12 protein-coding genes are annotated in these 16,272 nt (G+C 74.6%); 5 read left to right on the plus strand and 7 right to left on the minus strand.

The features are described from left to right. Window positions 1-60: 60 nt before the first annotated feature. Window positions 61-1,152 carry a phosphoribosylformylglycinamidine cyclo-ligase gene (gene purM, locus VGD85_RS17735; RefSeq protein WP_331064758.1) on the minus strand — a complete coding sequence of 364 codons (1,092 nt, stop codon included), beginning with the start codon at window positions 1,150-1,152 and terminating at the stop codon, window positions 61-63. A 21-nt stretch (window positions 1,153-1,173) separates the two neighbouring features. Next, a complete protein-coding gene (gene purF, locus VGD85_RS17740) occupies window positions 1,174-2,718 on the minus strand; it encodes an amidophosphoribosyltransferase (protein ID WP_331064759.1) in 1,545 nt (514 codons plus the stop codon). Window positions 2,719-2,850: 132 nt separating this feature from the next. Here purF and VGD85_RS17745 point away from each other — a divergent pair, with 132 nt between their 5' ends. Further along, a complete protein-coding gene (locus VGD85_RS17745; protein WP_331064760.1) occupies window positions 2,851-4,656 on the plus strand; it encodes a GAF domain-containing sensor histidine kinase in 1,806 nt (601 codons plus the stop codon). A 69-nt stretch (window positions 4,657-4,725) separates the two neighbouring features. Further along, window positions 4,726-6,504 carry a HAMP domain-containing sensor histidine kinase gene (locus VGD85_RS17750; RefSeq protein ID WP_331064761.1) on the plus strand — a complete coding sequence of 593 codons (1,779 nt, stop codon included), beginning with the start codon at window positions 4,726-4,728 and terminating at the stop codon, window positions 6,502-6,504. Window positions 6,505-6,523: 19 nt separating this feature from the next. Here the strand turns inward: VGD85_RS17750 and VGD85_RS17755 are convergent, their stop codons facing one another. Then, window positions 6,524-7,258: an LmeA family phospholipid-binding protein gene (locus VGD85_RS17755; protein ID WP_331064762.1), complete on the minus strand. Its 735-nt coding sequence runs from the start codon at window positions 7,256-7,258 to the stop codon at window positions 6,524-6,526. 126 nt (window positions 7,259-7,384) lie between these two features. On the opposite strand from VGD85_RS17755, the gene VGD85_RS17760 reads away from it, so the two are divergent. Together VGD85_RS17760 and VGD85_RS17765 are read left to right on the plus strand one after the other, a co-directional pair. Then, entirely contained in the window at window positions 7,385-8,116 is a 732-nt protein-coding gene (locus VGD85_RS17760; protein WP_331064763.1) for a response regulator transcription factor, read from the plus strand. Window position 8,117: 1 nt separating this feature from the next. After that, window positions 8,118-11,738 (plus strand): MMPL family transporter, encoded by a 3,621-nt coding sequence (locus VGD85_RS17765; protein ID WP_331064764.1) that lies wholly within the window; start codon window positions 8,118-8,120, stop codon window positions 11,736-11,738. Here the strand turns inward: VGD85_RS17765 and VGD85_RS17770 are convergent. Genes VGD85_RS17770 through VGD85_RS17780 form a run of 3 tightly spaced genes read right to left on the minus strand, consistent with a single transcriptional unit; the run spans window position 11,670 to window position 13,970 of the window. After that, a complete protein-coding gene (locus VGD85_RS17770) occupies window positions 11,670-13,007 on the minus strand; it encodes a dipeptidase (protein ID WP_331064765.1) in 1,338 nt (445 codons plus the stop codon). The two genes, VGD85_RS17765 and VGD85_RS17770, sit on opposite strands and share 69 nt — an antisense overlap. 22 nt (window positions 13,008-13,029) lie before the next feature. Then, window positions 13,030-13,401: a sterol carrier family protein gene (locus tag VGD85_RS17775; RefSeq protein ID WP_331064766.1), complete on the minus strand. Its 372-nt coding sequence runs from the start codon at window positions 13,399-13,401 to the stop codon at window positions 13,030-13,032. Continuing rightward, complete coding sequence (locus tag VGD85_RS17780) at window positions 13,401-13,970, minus strand: ArsR/SmtB family transcription factor (RefSeq protein ID WP_331064767.1); 570 nt, start codon at window positions 13,968-13,970, stop codon at window positions 13,401-13,403. The genes VGD85_RS17775 and VGD85_RS17780 overlap by 1 nt, the downstream gene beginning before the upstream one ends. Before the next feature lie 70 nt (window positions 13,971-14,040). Here VGD85_RS17780 and VGD85_RS17785 point away from each other — a divergent pair, with 70 nt between their 5' ends. Further along, window positions 14,041-15,297 carry an MFS transporter gene (locus tag VGD85_RS17785; RefSeq protein ID WP_331064768.1) on the plus strand — a complete coding sequence of 419 codons (1,257 nt, stop codon included), beginning with the start codon at window positions 14,041-14,043 and terminating at the stop codon, window positions 15,295-15,297. A gap of 10 nt (window positions 15,298-15,307) precedes the next feature. Here the strand turns inward: VGD85_RS17785 and VGD85_RS17790 are convergent, their stop codons facing one another. Beyond that, window positions 15,308-16,267, minus strand: coding sequence for a YafY family protein (locus tag VGD85_RS17790; RefSeq protein WP_331064769.1), 960 nt, complete (start codon window positions 16,265-16,267; stop codon window positions 15,308-15,310). Window positions 16,268-16,272 lie beyond the last annotated feature (5 nt).

Consider the following 16,272-nt stretch of genomic DNA (forward strand, 5'->3'; position numbering starts at 1 on the left):
TCAGCACCCCGCGGGACCGGCCCGTCACCGGCCCGTCACCGGCCCGTCACCGGCGCGAGGTCACCAGCCGGGGTGCTGGCCGACCAGCTCGACCCGCCCGCCGCGGCCCTCGCCGACCGCGCCGACCTCGCCGGCGACCCAGGCCCGGATGCCGTGCTCGCCGAGCACGGCGACCGCGGCGTCGGCGTCCTCGGGGTGGGTCAGTGCGACCATCCCGACGCCGCAGTTCAGGGTCATCTCGAGGTCCGGCTGGGCGAGGTCGCCGACCCGGCGGACCAGGTCGAAGACCGGCGCGGGCGTCCAGGTGCGTCGATCGATCGTCGCGGCGACCTCGACGGGCAGCACCCGCTCGAGGTTGGCGGCCAGGCCGCCGCCGGTGACGTGCGACATCGCGTGGGTGCGGGTACGCCGGGCCAGCGCGAGGGCCGCCCGGGCGTAGATCCGGGTCGGCTCGAGCAGCTCCTCGCCCAGCGTCCGGCCCAGCTCGTCGACGGTCCGGTCCAGCGACCAGCCGGCGCCACCGGCCTCGGGCGCGGCCAGGAGCACGTGGCGGACCAGGGAGTAGCCGTTGGAGTGCAGCCCGGAGGACTCCATCGCGACGATCGCGTCGCCGGGGCGCACCCGGCCGGGGCCGAGCAGGTCGTCGGCCTCGACGACGCCGGTGGTCGAGCCGGCGACGTCGTACTCCTCCGGCGCGAGCAGGCCCGGGTGCTCGGCGGTCTCACCGCCCAGCAGCGCGCAGCCGGCCTCGACACAGGCCTCCGCGATGCCCTTGACGATCGCCGCGATCCGCTCGGGGACCACCCGCCCGGTGGCGATGTAGTCGGTGAGGAACAGCGGTTCGGCGCCGCACACCACCAGGTCGTCGACGAGCATGCCGACCAGGTCGAACCCGATCGTGTCGTGCTTGTCGAGCGCCTGGGCGATCGCCACCTTGGTGCCGACCCCGTCGGCGGAGGTGGCCAGCAGCGGCCGCGCGTAGGACTTCAGCGCCGAGGCGTCGAACAGGCCGGCGAAGCCGCCGATGCCGCCGATCACCTCGGGGCGCCGAGCCTTGTCGACCCAGACCTTCATCAGCTCGACGGCCTTGTCGCCCGCCTCGATGGAAACGCCTGCGGCGGCGTACGCGTTGCCAGGGACCTGCTCGGACACGGGGCTCCTACGGGTTGTTGCCTACGGGTTGTTGAGGACGGGCAGCGCCTTGCCGTACGCCGGCGCCTGGATCGAGGACTCCAGCAGGTGCTTGCCGAGCAGGCTCTCGTCGGGCAGCGCGATCGGGTACGCGCCGGTGAAGCAGGCCTGGCAGAGCCGCTCGGGTGGCTGGTCGGTCGCGTCGATCATCCCCTCGAGGGAGATGTAGCCGAGGCTGTCGGCGCCGATGCTGGCGGCGATCTCCTCGGGGGTCAGGCCGTTGGCGATCAGCTCGGCGCGGGTCGCGAAGTCGATGCCGTAGAAGCACGGCCACTTCACCGGCGGGCTGGAGATCCGGACGTGGACCTCGCGGGCGCCGGCCTCGCGGAGCATCCGGACCTGGGCGCGCTGGGTGTTGCCGCGCACGATCGAGTCGTCGACGACCACGATGCGCTTGCCGCGGATCATGTGCTCGAGGGCGTTCAGCTTCAGGCGGATGCCGAGCTGGCGCAGCGTCTGGCTGGGCTGGATGAACGTGCGCCCGACGTAGGCGTTCTTGACGAAGCCCTGGCCGAACGGGATGCCGCTCTCCTCGGCGTGGCCGGCCGCGGCCGGGGTGCCCGACTCGGGGACCGGGATGACCAGGTCGGCGTCGACGGGGTACTCGCGGGCCAGCTGGCGGCCCATCTCGACGCGGGACTCGTGCACGCTCCGGCCGCTGATCGTGGCGTCCGGGCGGGCGAGGTAGACGTACTCGAACACGCAGCCCTTGGGCGCGGCGTCGGCGAAGCGGTGCGAGCGCAGGCCGTTCTCGTCGATGACGATCATCTCGCCGGGCTCGACCTCGCGGACCACGCTGGCGCCGATCGTGGCGAGGGCGGCGTCCTCGCTGGCGACCACCCAGCCCCGCTCCAGGCGCCCGAGCACGAGCGGGCGGATGCCCTGCGGGTCGCGTGCGGCGTACAGCGTGTTCTCGTTCATCCACACGAAGCAGAAGGCGCCCTCGAGCAGCGGCAGCACCTCGAGCGCCCGCTGCTCCAGCGAGGTGTCGGGGTGGTGCGCCAGGAGCGCCGTCACGAGACCGGTGTCGTTGGTGGAGGTCTCCACCGGGCGGGTGTGCAGCTCGAGCTCGTCCTCGGGGCCGGGGAGGTCCACGACCATCTGGGACAGCTCGTGGGTGTTGATGAGGTTGCCGTTGTGACCGAGGGCGATCGAGCCGTCGGCGGTGGGCCGGAACGTCGGCTGCGCGTTCTGCCAGGTGCTGGCCCCGGTCGTCGAGTAGCGGCTGTGCCCGATCGCGAGGTGGCCCTTGAGCGAGGCGAGCGTGGTCTCGTCGAACACCTGGGAGACCAGGCCCATGTCCTTGTAGACGAGGATCTGCCGTCCGTTGCTCACCGCGATGCCGGCCGACTCCTGGCCGCGGTGCTGGAGGGCGTAGAGCCCGAAGTAGGTGAGCTTGGCGACGTCCTCGCCGGGCGCCCAGACACCGAAGACGCCGCACGCGTCCTGCGGACCCTGGTCGTGGGGGTCCAGCGCCGCGGTCAGCCTGCCGTCGCCACCCTTGCGGGGGCTGCTTTGGTAGGGCACGAGAAGAGTTTAGGGTCTCGCTCCCCCGTGTCCCATCCGGCGGGCAGGCGTTGAGGAGTGCGAAACACCGACGGCCGGCGGCCGCGGCCCCTACGATGAACTCCGCCCCCCTGACCCCATTCGAGGACACATTTGTCTCGGGACATCCCGCAGGACCCGCCCGCACCAGCCGAGCCCCTCGACTGGTCGGATGCTCCTTCCCGAGACGCGATCCAGCTGATCGCCGAGGGCGTCACCCAGCTGGCGGGGTTCGGGGTCGCGGCGATCAGCGCGGTCCGCGACGACGGCAAGCTCGAGGTCATGGCCGTCGCCGGCAGCGACGCCGCCCGCGAGCAGCTGCACGGCGTCCGCACGCCCGTCGACCGGCTCAGCCGCGAGCTCGAGAAGGCCGACGACTGGGGCCTGCTGCGCTTCGTCCCCCACGAGCGGCTCGACCACGGCGCCGGGGACGACTGGGGCTGGGTGCCCGACATCGAGCCGATCGACGCCGAGGACGCCTGGCACCCGCTGGACCTGCTGGTCGCACCGCTGTACGACGACGAGGGCGACCTGCGCGGCTCGCTGGCGATCGACCTGCCCCACAACGGTCGCCGGCCCGGCGGCGCGCAGCGCGCCGTGTTGAACCAGTACGCCGAGCAGGCGCGCCGGGCCGTGCTCGTCGCCCTGGAGCGGGAGCGGCTCGCCGAGCGGGTCCGGATGGCGGACGCCGCGCGGCGGATCGTGCGCACCGCGACCGCCCAGCTCAGCCTCGACCGGATCGTCGCCGACAGCCGCGAGGCCCTCGTGGAGGGGTTCCGCGCGGCCGGCATGTGGCTGCAGACGTTCGACCGGGAGGACCACGGCGGCGCCCGCGGTGAGATCTACTCCTCCGACGGCAGCCACATCCGCCTGACGCCGGAGCTGGTCGCGATCGCCGAGGCCGCGGCCCGCCGGGCCTGGGAGCAGCAGCAGGCCGCCGTGGTGGCGCCGTACCGCGAGTTCGGACCCTCGATCACCCCCGAGCAGGGCGAGCTGGTGCTCGCGTTCCTCGCCGAGATCGGCGTCGAGTCGCTGCTCTTCACGCCGCTGGGTGCCGGGCCGGAGTGCCTCGGCAACCTGGTGCTCACCCGGGTCGCCGGCGCCCCGGAGTGGACCGAGGCCGAGGCGGCGACCGCCCTGGACATCGGCCACGACCTGGGCCGCGCGATCCTCAACGCGCGGATCTTCGAGCGTGAGCACGAGCTGGTCGAGGAGCTGCAGGAGCTCGACAGCTACAAGGGCCGGCTGATCGCGACCGTCGCCCACGAGCTGAAGAACCCGCTCACCTCGATCATGGGCCACCTGGAGATGCTCGAGTCCTCCCCCGACCTCACCGGCACCACGCGCACCTCGCTCAACGCCATGGACCGCGGCGCCCAGCGGATGGTGCGGGTCATCGAGGACCTGCTGCTGCTCTCCAAGGTCGGCGACCCCGACGACCCGGTCATCGCGGCCCCGGTGGACCTGGCGCGGATCGTCGACGACGTCGTCGACCTGACGATGGTCGCCGCCGGGCAGAAGCAGCTCGAGGTCACCGTCGAGCTGCCCGCCGAGCCCGTGTTCGCCCTCGGCGACCACGACGAGCTGGACCGGGTCGCCGCCAACCTGGTCAGCAACGCCGTCAAGTACACCCACCCCGAGGGGTCGGTCCGGATCCGGCTCGACCGGGCCGGCAACGACGTCGTGCTGACCGTCGCCGACCAGGGCATCGGCATCGGCGAGGAGGACCTGCTGCGGCTCGGCACCGAGTTCTTCCGCTCCTCCAACCCCGAGGCGGTGGCCCAGCCGGGCACCGGCCTCGGGCTCGCGATCGTGCGCCGGATCGTGGACCGGCACGGTGGCCGGCTCGAGATCGAGTCCGAGCTCGGGCGCGGCAGCACCTTCCAGGTCTGGCTGCCCGCCGCCGACCCCGCGGGCTGAGGTTCGGATCGCCGCGGCAACGGCGCGATCCGGCCACGGTGGCGCGCTCGCGACCCTAGGATCGAGTCGATGTCCGAGTCACCCGACCTCGAGCGTCCGGTCCGCGCATCGCGTTGGTCGGACACGCAGTCCCGCGACGCCCTCCAGGCGATCGCCGAGGGCGTCGCCGAGGTCGCGGGCTTCGAGCTCGTCGGGGTCAGCGTGGTCCGCGACGACGGCTACCTGCAGATCATGGTGCTCGTCGGCCCCGAGGAGGCGCGCAAGCTGCTGATCGACAGCCTGGCGCCGGCGGCGCCGATGATCGAGCAGCTCGCGCTCGCCGAGGACTGGGGCACGCTGAAGTTCGTCCCCCACGACCGGCTGATCCTCGACCTGGACCGGTGGGGCTGGGTCGCCGCCGGCCCGCGCGAGGGCGTCCCGGCGGGCCGGTGGCACCCCCAGGACCAGCTGATCGCGCCGTTGACGGCGGCCGACGGCACCCTGCTCGGCACGCTCGCGATGGAGCTGCCCCGCGACGGCCTGGTGCCCGGCCCGGCGCAACGCGAGATGCTCGAGATCTACGCCCGCCAGGCCGCCCGCGCCGTCGTGACCACCCTGGAGCGGGAGCGGCTCGCGGAGCAGCTCCGGCTCGCCGGCGCGGCGGCCGACGTGGTCCGCCTGGCCGTCGGCACCCAGTCGCCCGACCAGGTGCTGGCCGAGTGCGGCCGGGCGATCACCCGTGGGTTCCGCGCGGAGTCGCTGTGGCTCCAGCGGCTGGGGCCGGACCGCCGCTGCGAGGGCCCGCTGTACGTCGACGGCGGCCCCACCGTGCGGCTGCCTCCCGGGCTCGGGGTGCTCGTGTCCGCGCACGCGCCGCGCGCCTGGGAGCGGCAGTGTGTCGCGGTGATCGCACCGGATCGCCCGGTGCCCGGCGTCCTCACCGGCGAGCAGCACGCCGAGGTGATCGCGTTCCTCGCGGACCTCGGGATCGAGTCGTTGCTGTTCGTCCCGCTCGGCGCCGGACAGGAGTGCTTCGGCGCGCTGGGGCTGACCCGCCGACAGGGCGGCGCGGAGTGGAGCGAGGAGGAGGCCGCCACCGCGCTCGACATCGGCCGGGACCTCGGTCGGGCGCTGGCCAACGCGCGGACCCTCGAGCGGGAGCACCAGCTGATCGCGGAGCTCCAGCAGGTCACCGTCTACAAGGACCGGCTGCTCGCGACGGTCTCCCACGAGCTGAAGAACCCGCTCAGCGCGATCTTGGGGTACGCCGAGATCCTCGCCGCCGAGCCCGGCCTCAGCGACGTGGCCCGCGCGAGCGTGGCGGCGATCGAGCGCGGCGGCGGCCGCCTGGCCCGGGTCGTCGACGACCTGTTGCTGCTGCACCAGCCGATCGACACCGACAGCGCGGCACCCGAGCCGGTCGACCTCGGCCGGGCCGTCGCGGAGGTCGTCGACCTCAACCGCGCGGTCGCCGCCGGGCGCCGGCTCACGCTGCGCACCGACCTGCCCGGCGTACCGGTGCACGCGCTCGCGGACGTCCGCGACGTCGACCACGTCGTGGCGAACCTGGTCGGCAACGCGCTGAAGTACACCCCCGAGGGCGGCACGATCGCGGTGTCCGTCGAGCGCCTGGGCGACGAGGCCGTGCTGACCTGCCGCGACACCGGCATCGGCATCGCGGCGGCCGAGCAGGCCCACCTGTTCGAGGAGTTCTTCCGCTCCACCGACCCCGCGGCGGTCGCCCAGCCCGGCACCGGCCTGGGCCTGGCGATCGTGCACCGCGTCGTCGAGCGCCACGGCGGCCGCATCGAGCTGGAGTCCGAGCTGGGCCACGGCAGCACGTTCCGGGTGTTCCTGCCGGCCGGCTGAGCCTGCTCAGCCTCGAGCCTCAACAGCGTCCGGCGCCCAGCCCCGCGCCGAGCGGACCGGGTGCCAGGTCGAAGTCGAGCTCGAGCCCGGCGTCAGTGGCGCGGGCGGCGGCCAGGCTCAGGTCCGAGGGGGCGGGGAGGTCGACGCCCTCGCCGAGCACCCGGCCGGCGCGATCCCCCACTCGGTCCACCAGCCGGTCGACCAGCCGCTGGGCCAGCGCACCCGAGAGCTCCCGGCCGCCGATCCGCACGCCGGTCGGGTCGAGCGCCAGGCGGCCGTCCTCGACGCGCGGCTGCGCCACGAGGGCGAGCGGCACCAGCCCGGTCTCGACCTCGGCGATCACCGCACCGTCGGCGCCCGAGAGCCGGACCCCCGCGCGGCCGAGACGCTGCTCGACGGCCGGCCACGGCACGGTGAGGTCCGCCTCGCCCCCGCCGGTGGACATGCCGTCGCCGGAGCGGCGTACGTCGCGCAGCTCGACGTCGAGGTCCCCGTCGAGCCGATCGGTCAGCTGCGCGTCGGTGGCGCTGACGCGGACCGACGCGACGGTGCCCGTGACCAGTGCGAGCGAGGCCGGCCACCCGGACACCTCGACGTGTGCGCCGTCGGTGACGCCGAGGCGGCAGTCGAGCCGCTCGCCGACCCGCCGCTCGACCCAGGAGCCCACCGCGATGTCGCCGACCACGAGGAGCAGGCAGACACCGCCGGCGATCAGCAGTCTGCGGCGCAGCAGCATCCGCACGATCCGTTGCATGCGGCCACGGTGTCGGGCCCGGCTGCCGGCGCCCCCCGGCCGGACCGACGCGGACCTGCGGTTTCGCGGGCACTTCGGCAGCAGACCGTCAGCAAACCTTCAGCAACTCCGGGCAGGCTGGTGGCCGTGACCAGGGACGACCGGCGCCGGCCGCGCTCGCCGGCACTCACCAGCGAGCGATCCGCACGGGTGCTGGTCGTCGACGACGAGCCGGCGATCCTCGAGCTGGTGGGCCGCACGCTGCGGGTGGCGGGGCTGGAGGTCGCGACCGCCGCGCGGGTGTCGGAGGCCGTCGAGGTGGCGGCGTCGTTCGAGCCCGAGCTGGCCGTCCTCGACGTGATGCTGCCCGACGGCTCCGGGCTCGACCTGTGCCACCGGCTGCGCAGCGTCGACGCGGCGGTCGGCATCGTGTTCCTCACCGCCCGCGACGGGGTCGACGACCGGCTCAACGGGTTCGCGCTCGGCGGCGACGACTACGTCACGAAGCCGTTCAGCGTCGCGGAGCTGGTCGCGCGGGTCAACGCCGTGCTGCGCCGGCGGGTGGCCGGCGCTCCGGCCGACCGGCTCGTGGTCGCGGACCTCGAGCTCGACGACCGCGGCCACGAGGTCACCCGGGCGGGGGTCCTCGTCGAGCTCTCCCCGACGGAGTACCGCCTGCTGCGCTACCTGATGCTCAACGCCGGACAGGTGCTGTCGAAGGAGCAGATCCTCGCGCAGGTGTGGCAGTACGAGTACGCCGGCGACGTCGGCGTCGTGGAGAAGTTCGTCAGCCAGCTGCGGCGCAAGGTGGACGCGGCCGGCCCGTCGCTGATCGACACCGTCCGCGGGTTCGGCTACGTGCTGCGGGCGCCGCGCTGACGTGGCCGTCCGGACGCGGCTGCTGGCGCTCACGTTGCTCCTGCTCGCGGGCGGGCTGCTGGCCGCGGACGTGACGGCGTACGCCGCGCTGCGCGCCCACCTGCTCGACCGCACCGACGCGGTGCTGCACGCGACCGAGACCCGGCTCCGCGAGCTCGACGACCCCCGGACGACCCGGCTCGCCGCGCTCGAGCGGCTCGCGCCGCGCGCACTGTTCGTGGCCCTGCTCGACGGCGACGGTGAGCTGGTCGCGACCACCACCCCCACCAGGGGCGAGGGTGCCGGCCGGGGCTGGAGCGCCGCGGAGCTCGGCGCCCTGCCCGACGGAGAGCCCCGGACCCTGGCCGGGGCCGCCGGCCCGGACGACGACTACCGGGTGCTGTCGGTGTCGTTGCCGGACGCGGGGCTGCGCCTGGACGTCGGCGACCGGACCGAGCAGGTGCGGACCGTCGTCATCGGCCTGCCGCTCGCCGACGACGCGGCGGCCCTGCACACGTTGCTCCTCGTCGAGGTCGCCGCGGGCGCGGTGGTGCTCCTCGGCGGCGCGGGCGCGGCGCTCGTGCTGCTGCGGTTCGGGCTGCGTCCGCTGGGCCGGATCGCGGCCACGGCGCGCGCGATCGAGCGCGGCGACCACCGTGAACGGATCCCGGGCGGCGACCCGCGCACCGAGACCGGCCGCGTGGTCGAGGCGCTGAACGCGGCCTTCGACGCACGGTCCGCGAGCGAGCAGCGGATCCGCGACTTCGTCGCCGACGCCTCCCACGAGCTGCGCACCCCGTTGACCGCGGTGCACGGTTGGGCCGACCTGCACCTCGCGGGCGGCCTCGCGACCTGGGACGAGGTCGACGAGGCGATGGCCTCGATCCGGACCGAGTCCGAACGGATGCACAGCCTCGTCGGGGATCTGCTGTCGCTGGCGCGGCTCGACGCCGGGCAGCGGCCGGCACGCGAGCCGGTCGACCTCGCCGACCTCGCCCGGGAGGTGGTCGGTGAGCTCGCCCCGCTGCACACCGACCACCCGACGCACCGGCCCGATGGTGGCGCGGCGTACGTCGACGGCGACCGGGCGCTGCTGCACCGCTGCCTGCGCAACCTGCTGGTCAACGCCTACCGGCACACGCCGCCGGGGACGGCGGTCCGGGTGGACGTGCGGGACGTGGGCGACGCGGTGATCGCGGCGGTCACCGACGACGGCCCCGGGCTGCCCCCCGGGGCCGAGGAGCGGGCGTTCGACCGGTTCTGGCGCGCCGACAGCGGGCGTGGCCGGTTGCCTGGCGACGGGACCGGCCTCGGGCTCGCGATCGCTCGCGAGATCGCGCGCGCCCACGACGGCGACCTGACCCTGGACTCCCGGCCGGGCGCCGGACTCACCGCCCATCTCACGGTGCCGCGCCCTCAGCCAACCGTCAGCGAACCGGCGGCGGACCCTCCGGCGACCGGCCGCGACCGGGACGGCACGACCGGTGGGATCGGGATCGTGCGCCTCCTCTCCTTCGCGGTCTCCCGCCCCCGGACCACCGTCGTCGCCTGGCTGCTGGTCCTGCTGGTCCTGGTGTCCCTCGCCCGCCTGTTCGGGGGAGGCTACGACGACGACGTCAGCCTTCCCGGCACCCAGGCGTCGGCCGGGGCCGCCCTGCTCGGCGACCGGGACGACACCCAGGGTCGCAGCAGCCAGGTCGTGCTCCACGTCGACGACGGCGTGCTCGCCGCCCACCGCGGCGTGCTGCAGGAGGCGCTCTCCGACCTCAGCGAGGTCGACCACGTGCTCGCCGTCGACGACCCGTTGGCCGGTGCCGGGCCGGTCAGCGCCGACGGCGACACCGCGGTCGCGACCGTGCACCTCGACGCCTCCGCCCGCGACCTCGGACCGGGCCTGGTCGACGACGTCGACGAAGCGCTGGCGCCGCTGCGCGCCGACGGGGTCGAGGTGGAGTACGCCGGCGCTCTCGGCCGCGAGGCCGGACGCGACGGCGGCGGCCATCGCACCGCCGAGCTCATCGGCGTGGCCGCCGCCCTCCTGCTCCTCCTGCTGACGTTCGGGTCGGTGCTCGCGGCGTTCGTCCCCCTCGTGACCGCTGTGCTCGCCGTCGGCACGGGGCTCGCGCTGCTCACGCTGGTGGCCGCCGGGGCGACGTTCGGCACCACGAGCCCGACCCTGGCCACGATGATCGGGCTCGGGACCGGGATCGACTACGCGCTGTTCCTGATCACCCGCGGGCGCCAACACCTCATCGACGGCGCCTCGCCCACCGAGGCGGCCACCGCGGCCCTGCACGGCAGCGGGCACGCCGTCCTCGTCGCCGCCGGAACGGTGTCGGTCGCCCTGCTCGGTCTCTATGCCTCGGGCATCACGTTCGTCGGGCGGCTCGGCCTGGCCGCGACGTTCACGGTCCTCACCGCCGCCCTCGCCGCGGTCACGCTGGTGCCCGCGGTGCTCACGCTGACCGGCCGGCGCATCGACCGGCTCGCCGTACGCCGTCCCGTCGCGGAGCCCGCCCCGGACGGCCGCGGCTGGTACCGCTACGCCGGCCTCGTCTCCCGGCGTCCGTGGCCCTTCCTCCTCGGCGGCGTGCTGCTCCTCGCGGTGCTCGCCGTCCCGGTGCTCGACCTGCGCCTGGGGCACATCGACGCCGGCGCCGACCCGGCGGGGACCACCACCCGCGCGGCGTACGACCTCGTCGCCGATGAGCTCGGGCCCGGCGCCAACGGCACGTTCACGCTCGTCGCGCGCGACGCGGACGACACCACGCTCGCCGGGCTGCGCGAGACCATCGCCGCCGAGGACGGCGTCGCCGCGGTGACGCCGTTCGCCCCGACCGGCGATCCCGCCGTCCGGGTGGCGACGGTGACGCCGACGACGACGCCGATGGACCAGGACACGCGCGACCTGCACGCGCGGCTCGCGGCCGACCTCGCCCGCTCGGGGACCGAGGCCTACCTGACCGGTCAGACGGCCGGGCAGATCGAGTTCGGCGACCGGGTCGTCGCCCGGCTCCCGGTGATCGTCGGGGTGGTCGTGGCCGCGTCGTTCCTGCTGCTGCTCGTCTCGTTCCGCTCGGTCGTCATCGCCGCCAAGGCCGCCGTGCTGAACCTGCTGTCGATCGGAGCGGCGTACGGCGTGGTCGTGGCGGTGTTCCAGTGGGGCTGGGGCGCCGGGCTGATCGGGCTGGACGCGAGCGTGCCGGTGGAGTCGTTCGTGCCGATGATGATGTTCGCGATCGTCTTCGGTCTCTCAATGGACTACGAGGTGTTCCTGCTCTCGCGCGTCCGCGAGGCCTGGTTGCGCACCGGCGACACCACCGCGAGCGTCGCGGAGGGGCTGGCGAGCACGGCCCGGGTGATCTCGTGCGCCGCGCTGGTGATGGTCAGCGTGTTCCTGGCCTTCGCCACCGACGACGACGTCGTGATCAAGATGCTCGCGATCGGGCTGGCCGTCAGCGTGGCGGTCGACGCGACCGTCGTCCGCCTGGTCCTCGTGCCGGCCGCGATGGCGGTGCTGGGCCGCGCGAACTGGTGGGCGCCGCGCTGGCTGGATCGCCTGCTGCCGGGCCGATCAGCCGCCGAGCTTGCCGAGCAGCAGCGCCTCGGCCAGCACGACGCGCTCGAACTCCGCGAGGTGTAGGCCCTCGTTCGCGCCGTGGGCGCGGGTGTCGGGGTCCTCGACGCCGGTGACGAGCACGCTCGCCTCGGGGAAGGCGTCGAGGAACTCCGCGATGAACGGGATCGACCCGCCGACGCCCATGTCCACGGGAGCGGTGCCGTCCCAGGCCTCGGTGAACGCGGCGCGCGCGGCGTCGTACGCCGGGCCCGTGGCGTCGATCTGGGTCGCCTCGCCGGTGTCGACCACGGTGTGGCTCAGGGTCGCGCCCCAGGGCACGTGCGCCTCGAGGTGGCGCAGCAGGCAGGCCAGCGCGTTCTCGCTGGTGTCGCCGGGGGCGGTGCGCATCGAGATGCGGGCCCGGGCGGCCGGGACGAGGGTGTTGCTGGCGCCGGCCACCTTGGGCGCGTCGAGGCCGGTGATGCTCAGCGCGGGCTTGGTCCACAGCCGCTCGACGGTCGAGCCGGTGCCGATCCACTCGATGCCCGGGGCGGCGCCGGACTCGGCGCGCAGCCGCTCCTCGGGGTAGTCGACGTCGGCGGCCGGGCCGGCGTGCAGGCCCTCGATCGCGACGTTGCCCTCGTCGTCGTGGAGGCTGCTGATCAGCCGCGCCAGCGTCATCACCGCGTCGGGCACCAGCCCGCCCCACATGCCGGAGTGCACGGCGTGGGTGAGCGTGCGGACCTCGATGTCGACCCGGACCAGGCCGCGGAGGCTCGTGGTCAGCGCGGGCACGCCGATGTCCCAGTTGCCGGAGTCGGCGATCACGATGACGTCGGCGCGCAGCCGCTCGTGGTGCTCCTTCAGCAGCGCGGGCAGCGACTCCGAGCCCATCTCCTCCTCGCCCTCGATGAACATCGTGACGCTGACGGGCAGCTCGTCGCCGTACACGCGCAGCGCCCCGAGGTGGGCGGCGATGCCGGCCTTGTCGTCGGCGGCACTGCGGGCGTAGAGCCGGCCGTCGCGTTCGGTGGGCTCGAACGGCGGGGAGTCCCAGTCGGCGTGGTCGTTCTCTGGCTGCACGTCGTGGTGGGCGCAGAGCAGGACGGTCGGCGCGCCCTCGGGCCCGGCCTTGTGGGCGATCACCGCCGGGGCGCCGCCGTCGGCGGTGACGATGTCGACCTGCTCGAAGCGCTCGGCCCGGAACAGCTCGGCGACCGCCTCGGCCGAACGCTGCACCTCGCTCGCGCGCTCCGGGTCCGCGCTCACCGACTCGATCCGCACCAGGTCCTCGAGGTCCTGGCGGATCCCGGGCAGGACGGCGTGGACGCGGGCACGGATGTCGTCGGTCATGCCGTCGAATCTAGGACACCGCTCAGGACACGGGCAGGTGGGGGCTGAGGTCGGCCCGCTCCCCGGAGGCGCGGACCCGGCCGGAGCCTTCGGCGTCGGTCCACGAGAGGGCCCCGGTGGCCAGCTCGATCCACGTCGTCGCGTCCATCTCGACGACCGCCGGCGGGGTGCCGCGGGTGTGGCGGACCCCGGGGATCACCTGCACGGCGGCGTACGGCGGGACCCGGACCTCGACCGAGCGGCCGGGTGCTCGCGACTCGAGGACCGCGAGGAAGTGCTTGGTGAGCAGCCGCAGGTCGGCGCGGTCCGGCCCCTCCTCCGGATCGGCGCCGCGGACCCGGTCGAGGGCCGCGGCGACCTCGGCGGGGTCGGCCGGGCGCAGGCGGGCGGGCATCAGTCGCCGGCCTCCTGCCCGAGCTCGGGGTAGGGCTGGATGAGCTGGTAGACGGAGTACGTCGTCCGCTCCCCCTCGGCCTCCTGCGTGCGCCGGCGCCAGCGCTCGACGAGCTCGGACAGTTCCTCGAGCATCTCCCGGGACTCCTCCGGCGTCAGGCGCAGGGCCCACTCCGAGACACTCTTCTCCCGGCCGCGCTCGGACTCCACCGCGAGCGCCCGGTCGACCAGGTGGTGGCCCCACGCGACCGCGTTGCGCTGGAACACGGCGTACGCCGCCTTGCCGCCGGGCCGCTCGAGCATGTCGCGGGTGCGGAAGCTGACGCCGTCGGGGTCGACCAGGCGCCAGACCCGGTCGCGGCGGTCGCGCGCCTCGTCGGGCGCCTCCTCGACCAGCCCGTACTTCGCGAGCTGGCGCAGGTGGAAGCTGGCCTGGTTGGCCGGGATGCCGAGCTCGCGCGCGATGTCGGCGGCCCGCAACGAGCCGGCGGCGAAGAGCTCGGAGAGGATCCGGTTGCGGGTCGGGTGGGCGATCGCGCGGAGCACCCGCGGGTCGTCGTACATCGCCATGGCGCCAGCCTAGCCCGAATTCCGCACGAACTATTGCGCACCTACTGTTGCGCAACTTATGGTGCGGAATATGACGTCGTACCGGACCCTCGCCCGCAACCGGGACTTCACCATGCTCTGGAGCGCCCAGACGATCTCAGAGCTGGGCTCGCGGGTGAGCAGCTTCGCGATGCCGCTGGTGGCCTACGCGATGACCGGGTCGGCGTTCTGGGCCGCGACCGCGGAGGCGGCGTACCTGCTCGGGATGGTCGCGATGCTGCTGCCCGGCGGCGTGCTCGCCGACCGGTGCGACCGGCGCCGGCTGATGCGGGTCTCCCACGGGGGCGGCGCCCTCCTGTACTCCTCGCTGGTCGGTGCCGGCCTGCTGGGCACGCTCACGCTCCCCCACCTGCTCGTCGTGGCGCTGCTGACGGGCCTGGTCGCGGGGATGTTCGTGCCGGCCGAGACCTCGGCGATCCGGACGGTCGTGCCGGCCGAGGACCTGCCGACCGCGCTGAGCCAGCAGCAGGCCCGCCAGCACGTCGCGGCGCTGGCCGGCGGACCGCTCGGCGGCGCGCTCGTCGCCGCCAGCCGGTGGGCGCCGTTCCTGTTCGACGCGCTCAGCTACGCCGCCGGGTGGGCGCTGCTCGGCCGGCTCCGCACCGATCTCGCCGCGCGTCCGCGCACCGGCCCCCGGCGGGTGCTCGGCGACCTGTCCGACGGGCTGCGGTTCACCTGGTCGCGGCCGTTCTTCCGGGTGCTGCTGCTCTGGGCGCCGATGGCCAACCTGACCGTCAACGCCCTGTTCTTCGTCGCGCTGCTGCGGCTGGTCGAGGCGGGCGTCCCGGCGTTCCAGATCGGCCTGGTCGAGGCGACGATCGGGGTCTGCGGCATCCTCGGCGCCCTGGCGGCGCCGTGGCTGATCGACCGGTTGGCGACCGGGACGCTCACGGTGGCGGTGGCCTGGAGCTTCGTGCCGCTCTCGGTGCCGCTGGCCCTGTGGAACCACCCCGTGGTCATGGCGGCGGCCGCGTCCGTGGGCCTGTTCCTCAACCCGGCCGGCAACGCCGGGGTCGGCTCCTACCGGATGGCGATCACGCCGCCGGATCTGGTCGGCCGGGTGCAGTCGGCCATGCAGTTCACCTCGATGCTCTCGATGCCGCTGGCGCCGGCGTTGGCGGGCGCCCTGCTCACCGGGCTCGGCGGGACCGCGGCCGTGCTGGCGCTGACCGCCCTGACCGCTGCGGTCGCCCTGATCCCCACGCTGTCGTCCTCGGTCCGCTCGGTGCCCCGTCCCGCCGACTGGCCGCGCCACGAGTCGCCGGCGGCGGTGCCCGCGGCCGCCTGACCCCCGCTTGTCACGAGGGGGCGGGGGTGGCGCGGGCGAACCGGCGGGCCGAGGTGGCGACGAGGTCGCGCAGCTCGTCGGGACCCTCGACGGTGAAGTCGGCGCCCAGGCGGGCGAGCACCATCAGCGGCCAGTCGAGGGTGTCGGTGGGCATCACCATCCGGCAGGAGGCCGGACCGTCGGGCGTGACCGTGGCCCAGCGGCTGACGTACTCCTCGACGGTCGCGGCGTCGAGATCGAAGCGCACCCGCACCAGGTAGCGCTGCGGCATCGACCGGATGCCGGCCCGCACGAACGTCGGGGCGTCCGGCGCGGGCAGTGGCCGCGGCACGAAGCGCTGCCCCGAGGCGCGTGGCGCGCTGACCCGGTCGACGCGGAAGCACCGCCAGTCCTGGCGGTCGCGGTCGTAGGCCACGAGGTACCACCGGCGGCCGAGGCAGACCAGGCGATAGGGCTCGACCCGCCGCTCGGTCTCGGCGCCCTCGCGGGAGGTGTAGTGGAACGACACCGGCTCGTCGTCGCGACAGGCCTGCGCGAGCGTGGTCAGCACGCCCGCGTCGAGCGCCGGCCCCCCACCCCACGGCACCCCGTCGGTCTGGGAGTGCACCGCGTCCATCCGATGGCGCAGCTTCGGCGGCATCACGCCGATCACCTTCGTCAGCGCCTGGATCGCGGTCTCCTCCATGCCCGCGACCGCCCCCGAGGCCGCGGTGCGCAGCGCGACCGCGATCGTCACCGCCTCCTCGTCCTCGAGAGCCAGCGGCGGCAGCTGCCCCCCGGCGCGCAGCTGGTAGCCGCCGGCGACCCCGCGCACGGCGTCGACGTCGTAGCCGAGCTCGCGCAGCCGGTCGATGTCGCGGCGCAGCGTCCGGGGGCTCACCTCCAGCCGCCCGGCCAGCTCACCGCCGGGCCAGTAGCGGTGGGTCTGCAGCAGCGAGAGCAAGCGCAGCATCCGGGCGCTGGTGTTCATGTCGC

This window comes from Nocardioides sp. (assembly GCF_036401255.1).
Classification (GTDB): Bacteria; Actinomycetota; Actinomycetes; order Propionibacteriales; family Nocardioidaceae; genus Nocardioides.

Coding starts and splice junctions, on each gene's coding strand:
- VGD85_RS17750 (WP_331064761.1), top strand. CDS start 4,726: ATGTCCGAGTCACCCGACCTCGAGCGTCCGGTCCGCGCATCGCGTTGG.
- VGD85_RS17755 (WP_331064762.1), bottom strand. CDS start 7,258: ATGCAACGGATCGTGCGGATGCTGCTGCGCCGCAGACTGCTGATCGCC.
- VGD85_RS17770 (WP_331064765.1), bottom strand. CDS start 13,007: ATGACCGACGACATCCGTGCCCGCGTCCACGCCGTCCTGCCCGGGATC.
- VGD85_RS17775 (WP_331064766.1), bottom strand. CDS start 13,401: ATGCCCGCCCGCCTGCGCCCGGCCGACCCCGCCGAGGTCGCCGCGGCC.
- VGD85_RS17780 (WP_331064767.1), bottom strand. CDS start 13,970: ATGGCGATGTACGACGACCCGCGGGTGCTCCGCGCGATCGCCCACCCG.
- VGD85_RS17785 (WP_331064768.1), top strand. CDS start 14,041: ATGACGTCGTACCGGACCCTCGCCCGCAACCGGGACTTCACCATGCTC.
- VGD85_RS17790 (WP_331064769.1), bottom strand. CDS start 16,267: ATGAACACCAGCGCCCGGATGCTGCGCTTGCTCTCGCTGCTGCAGACC.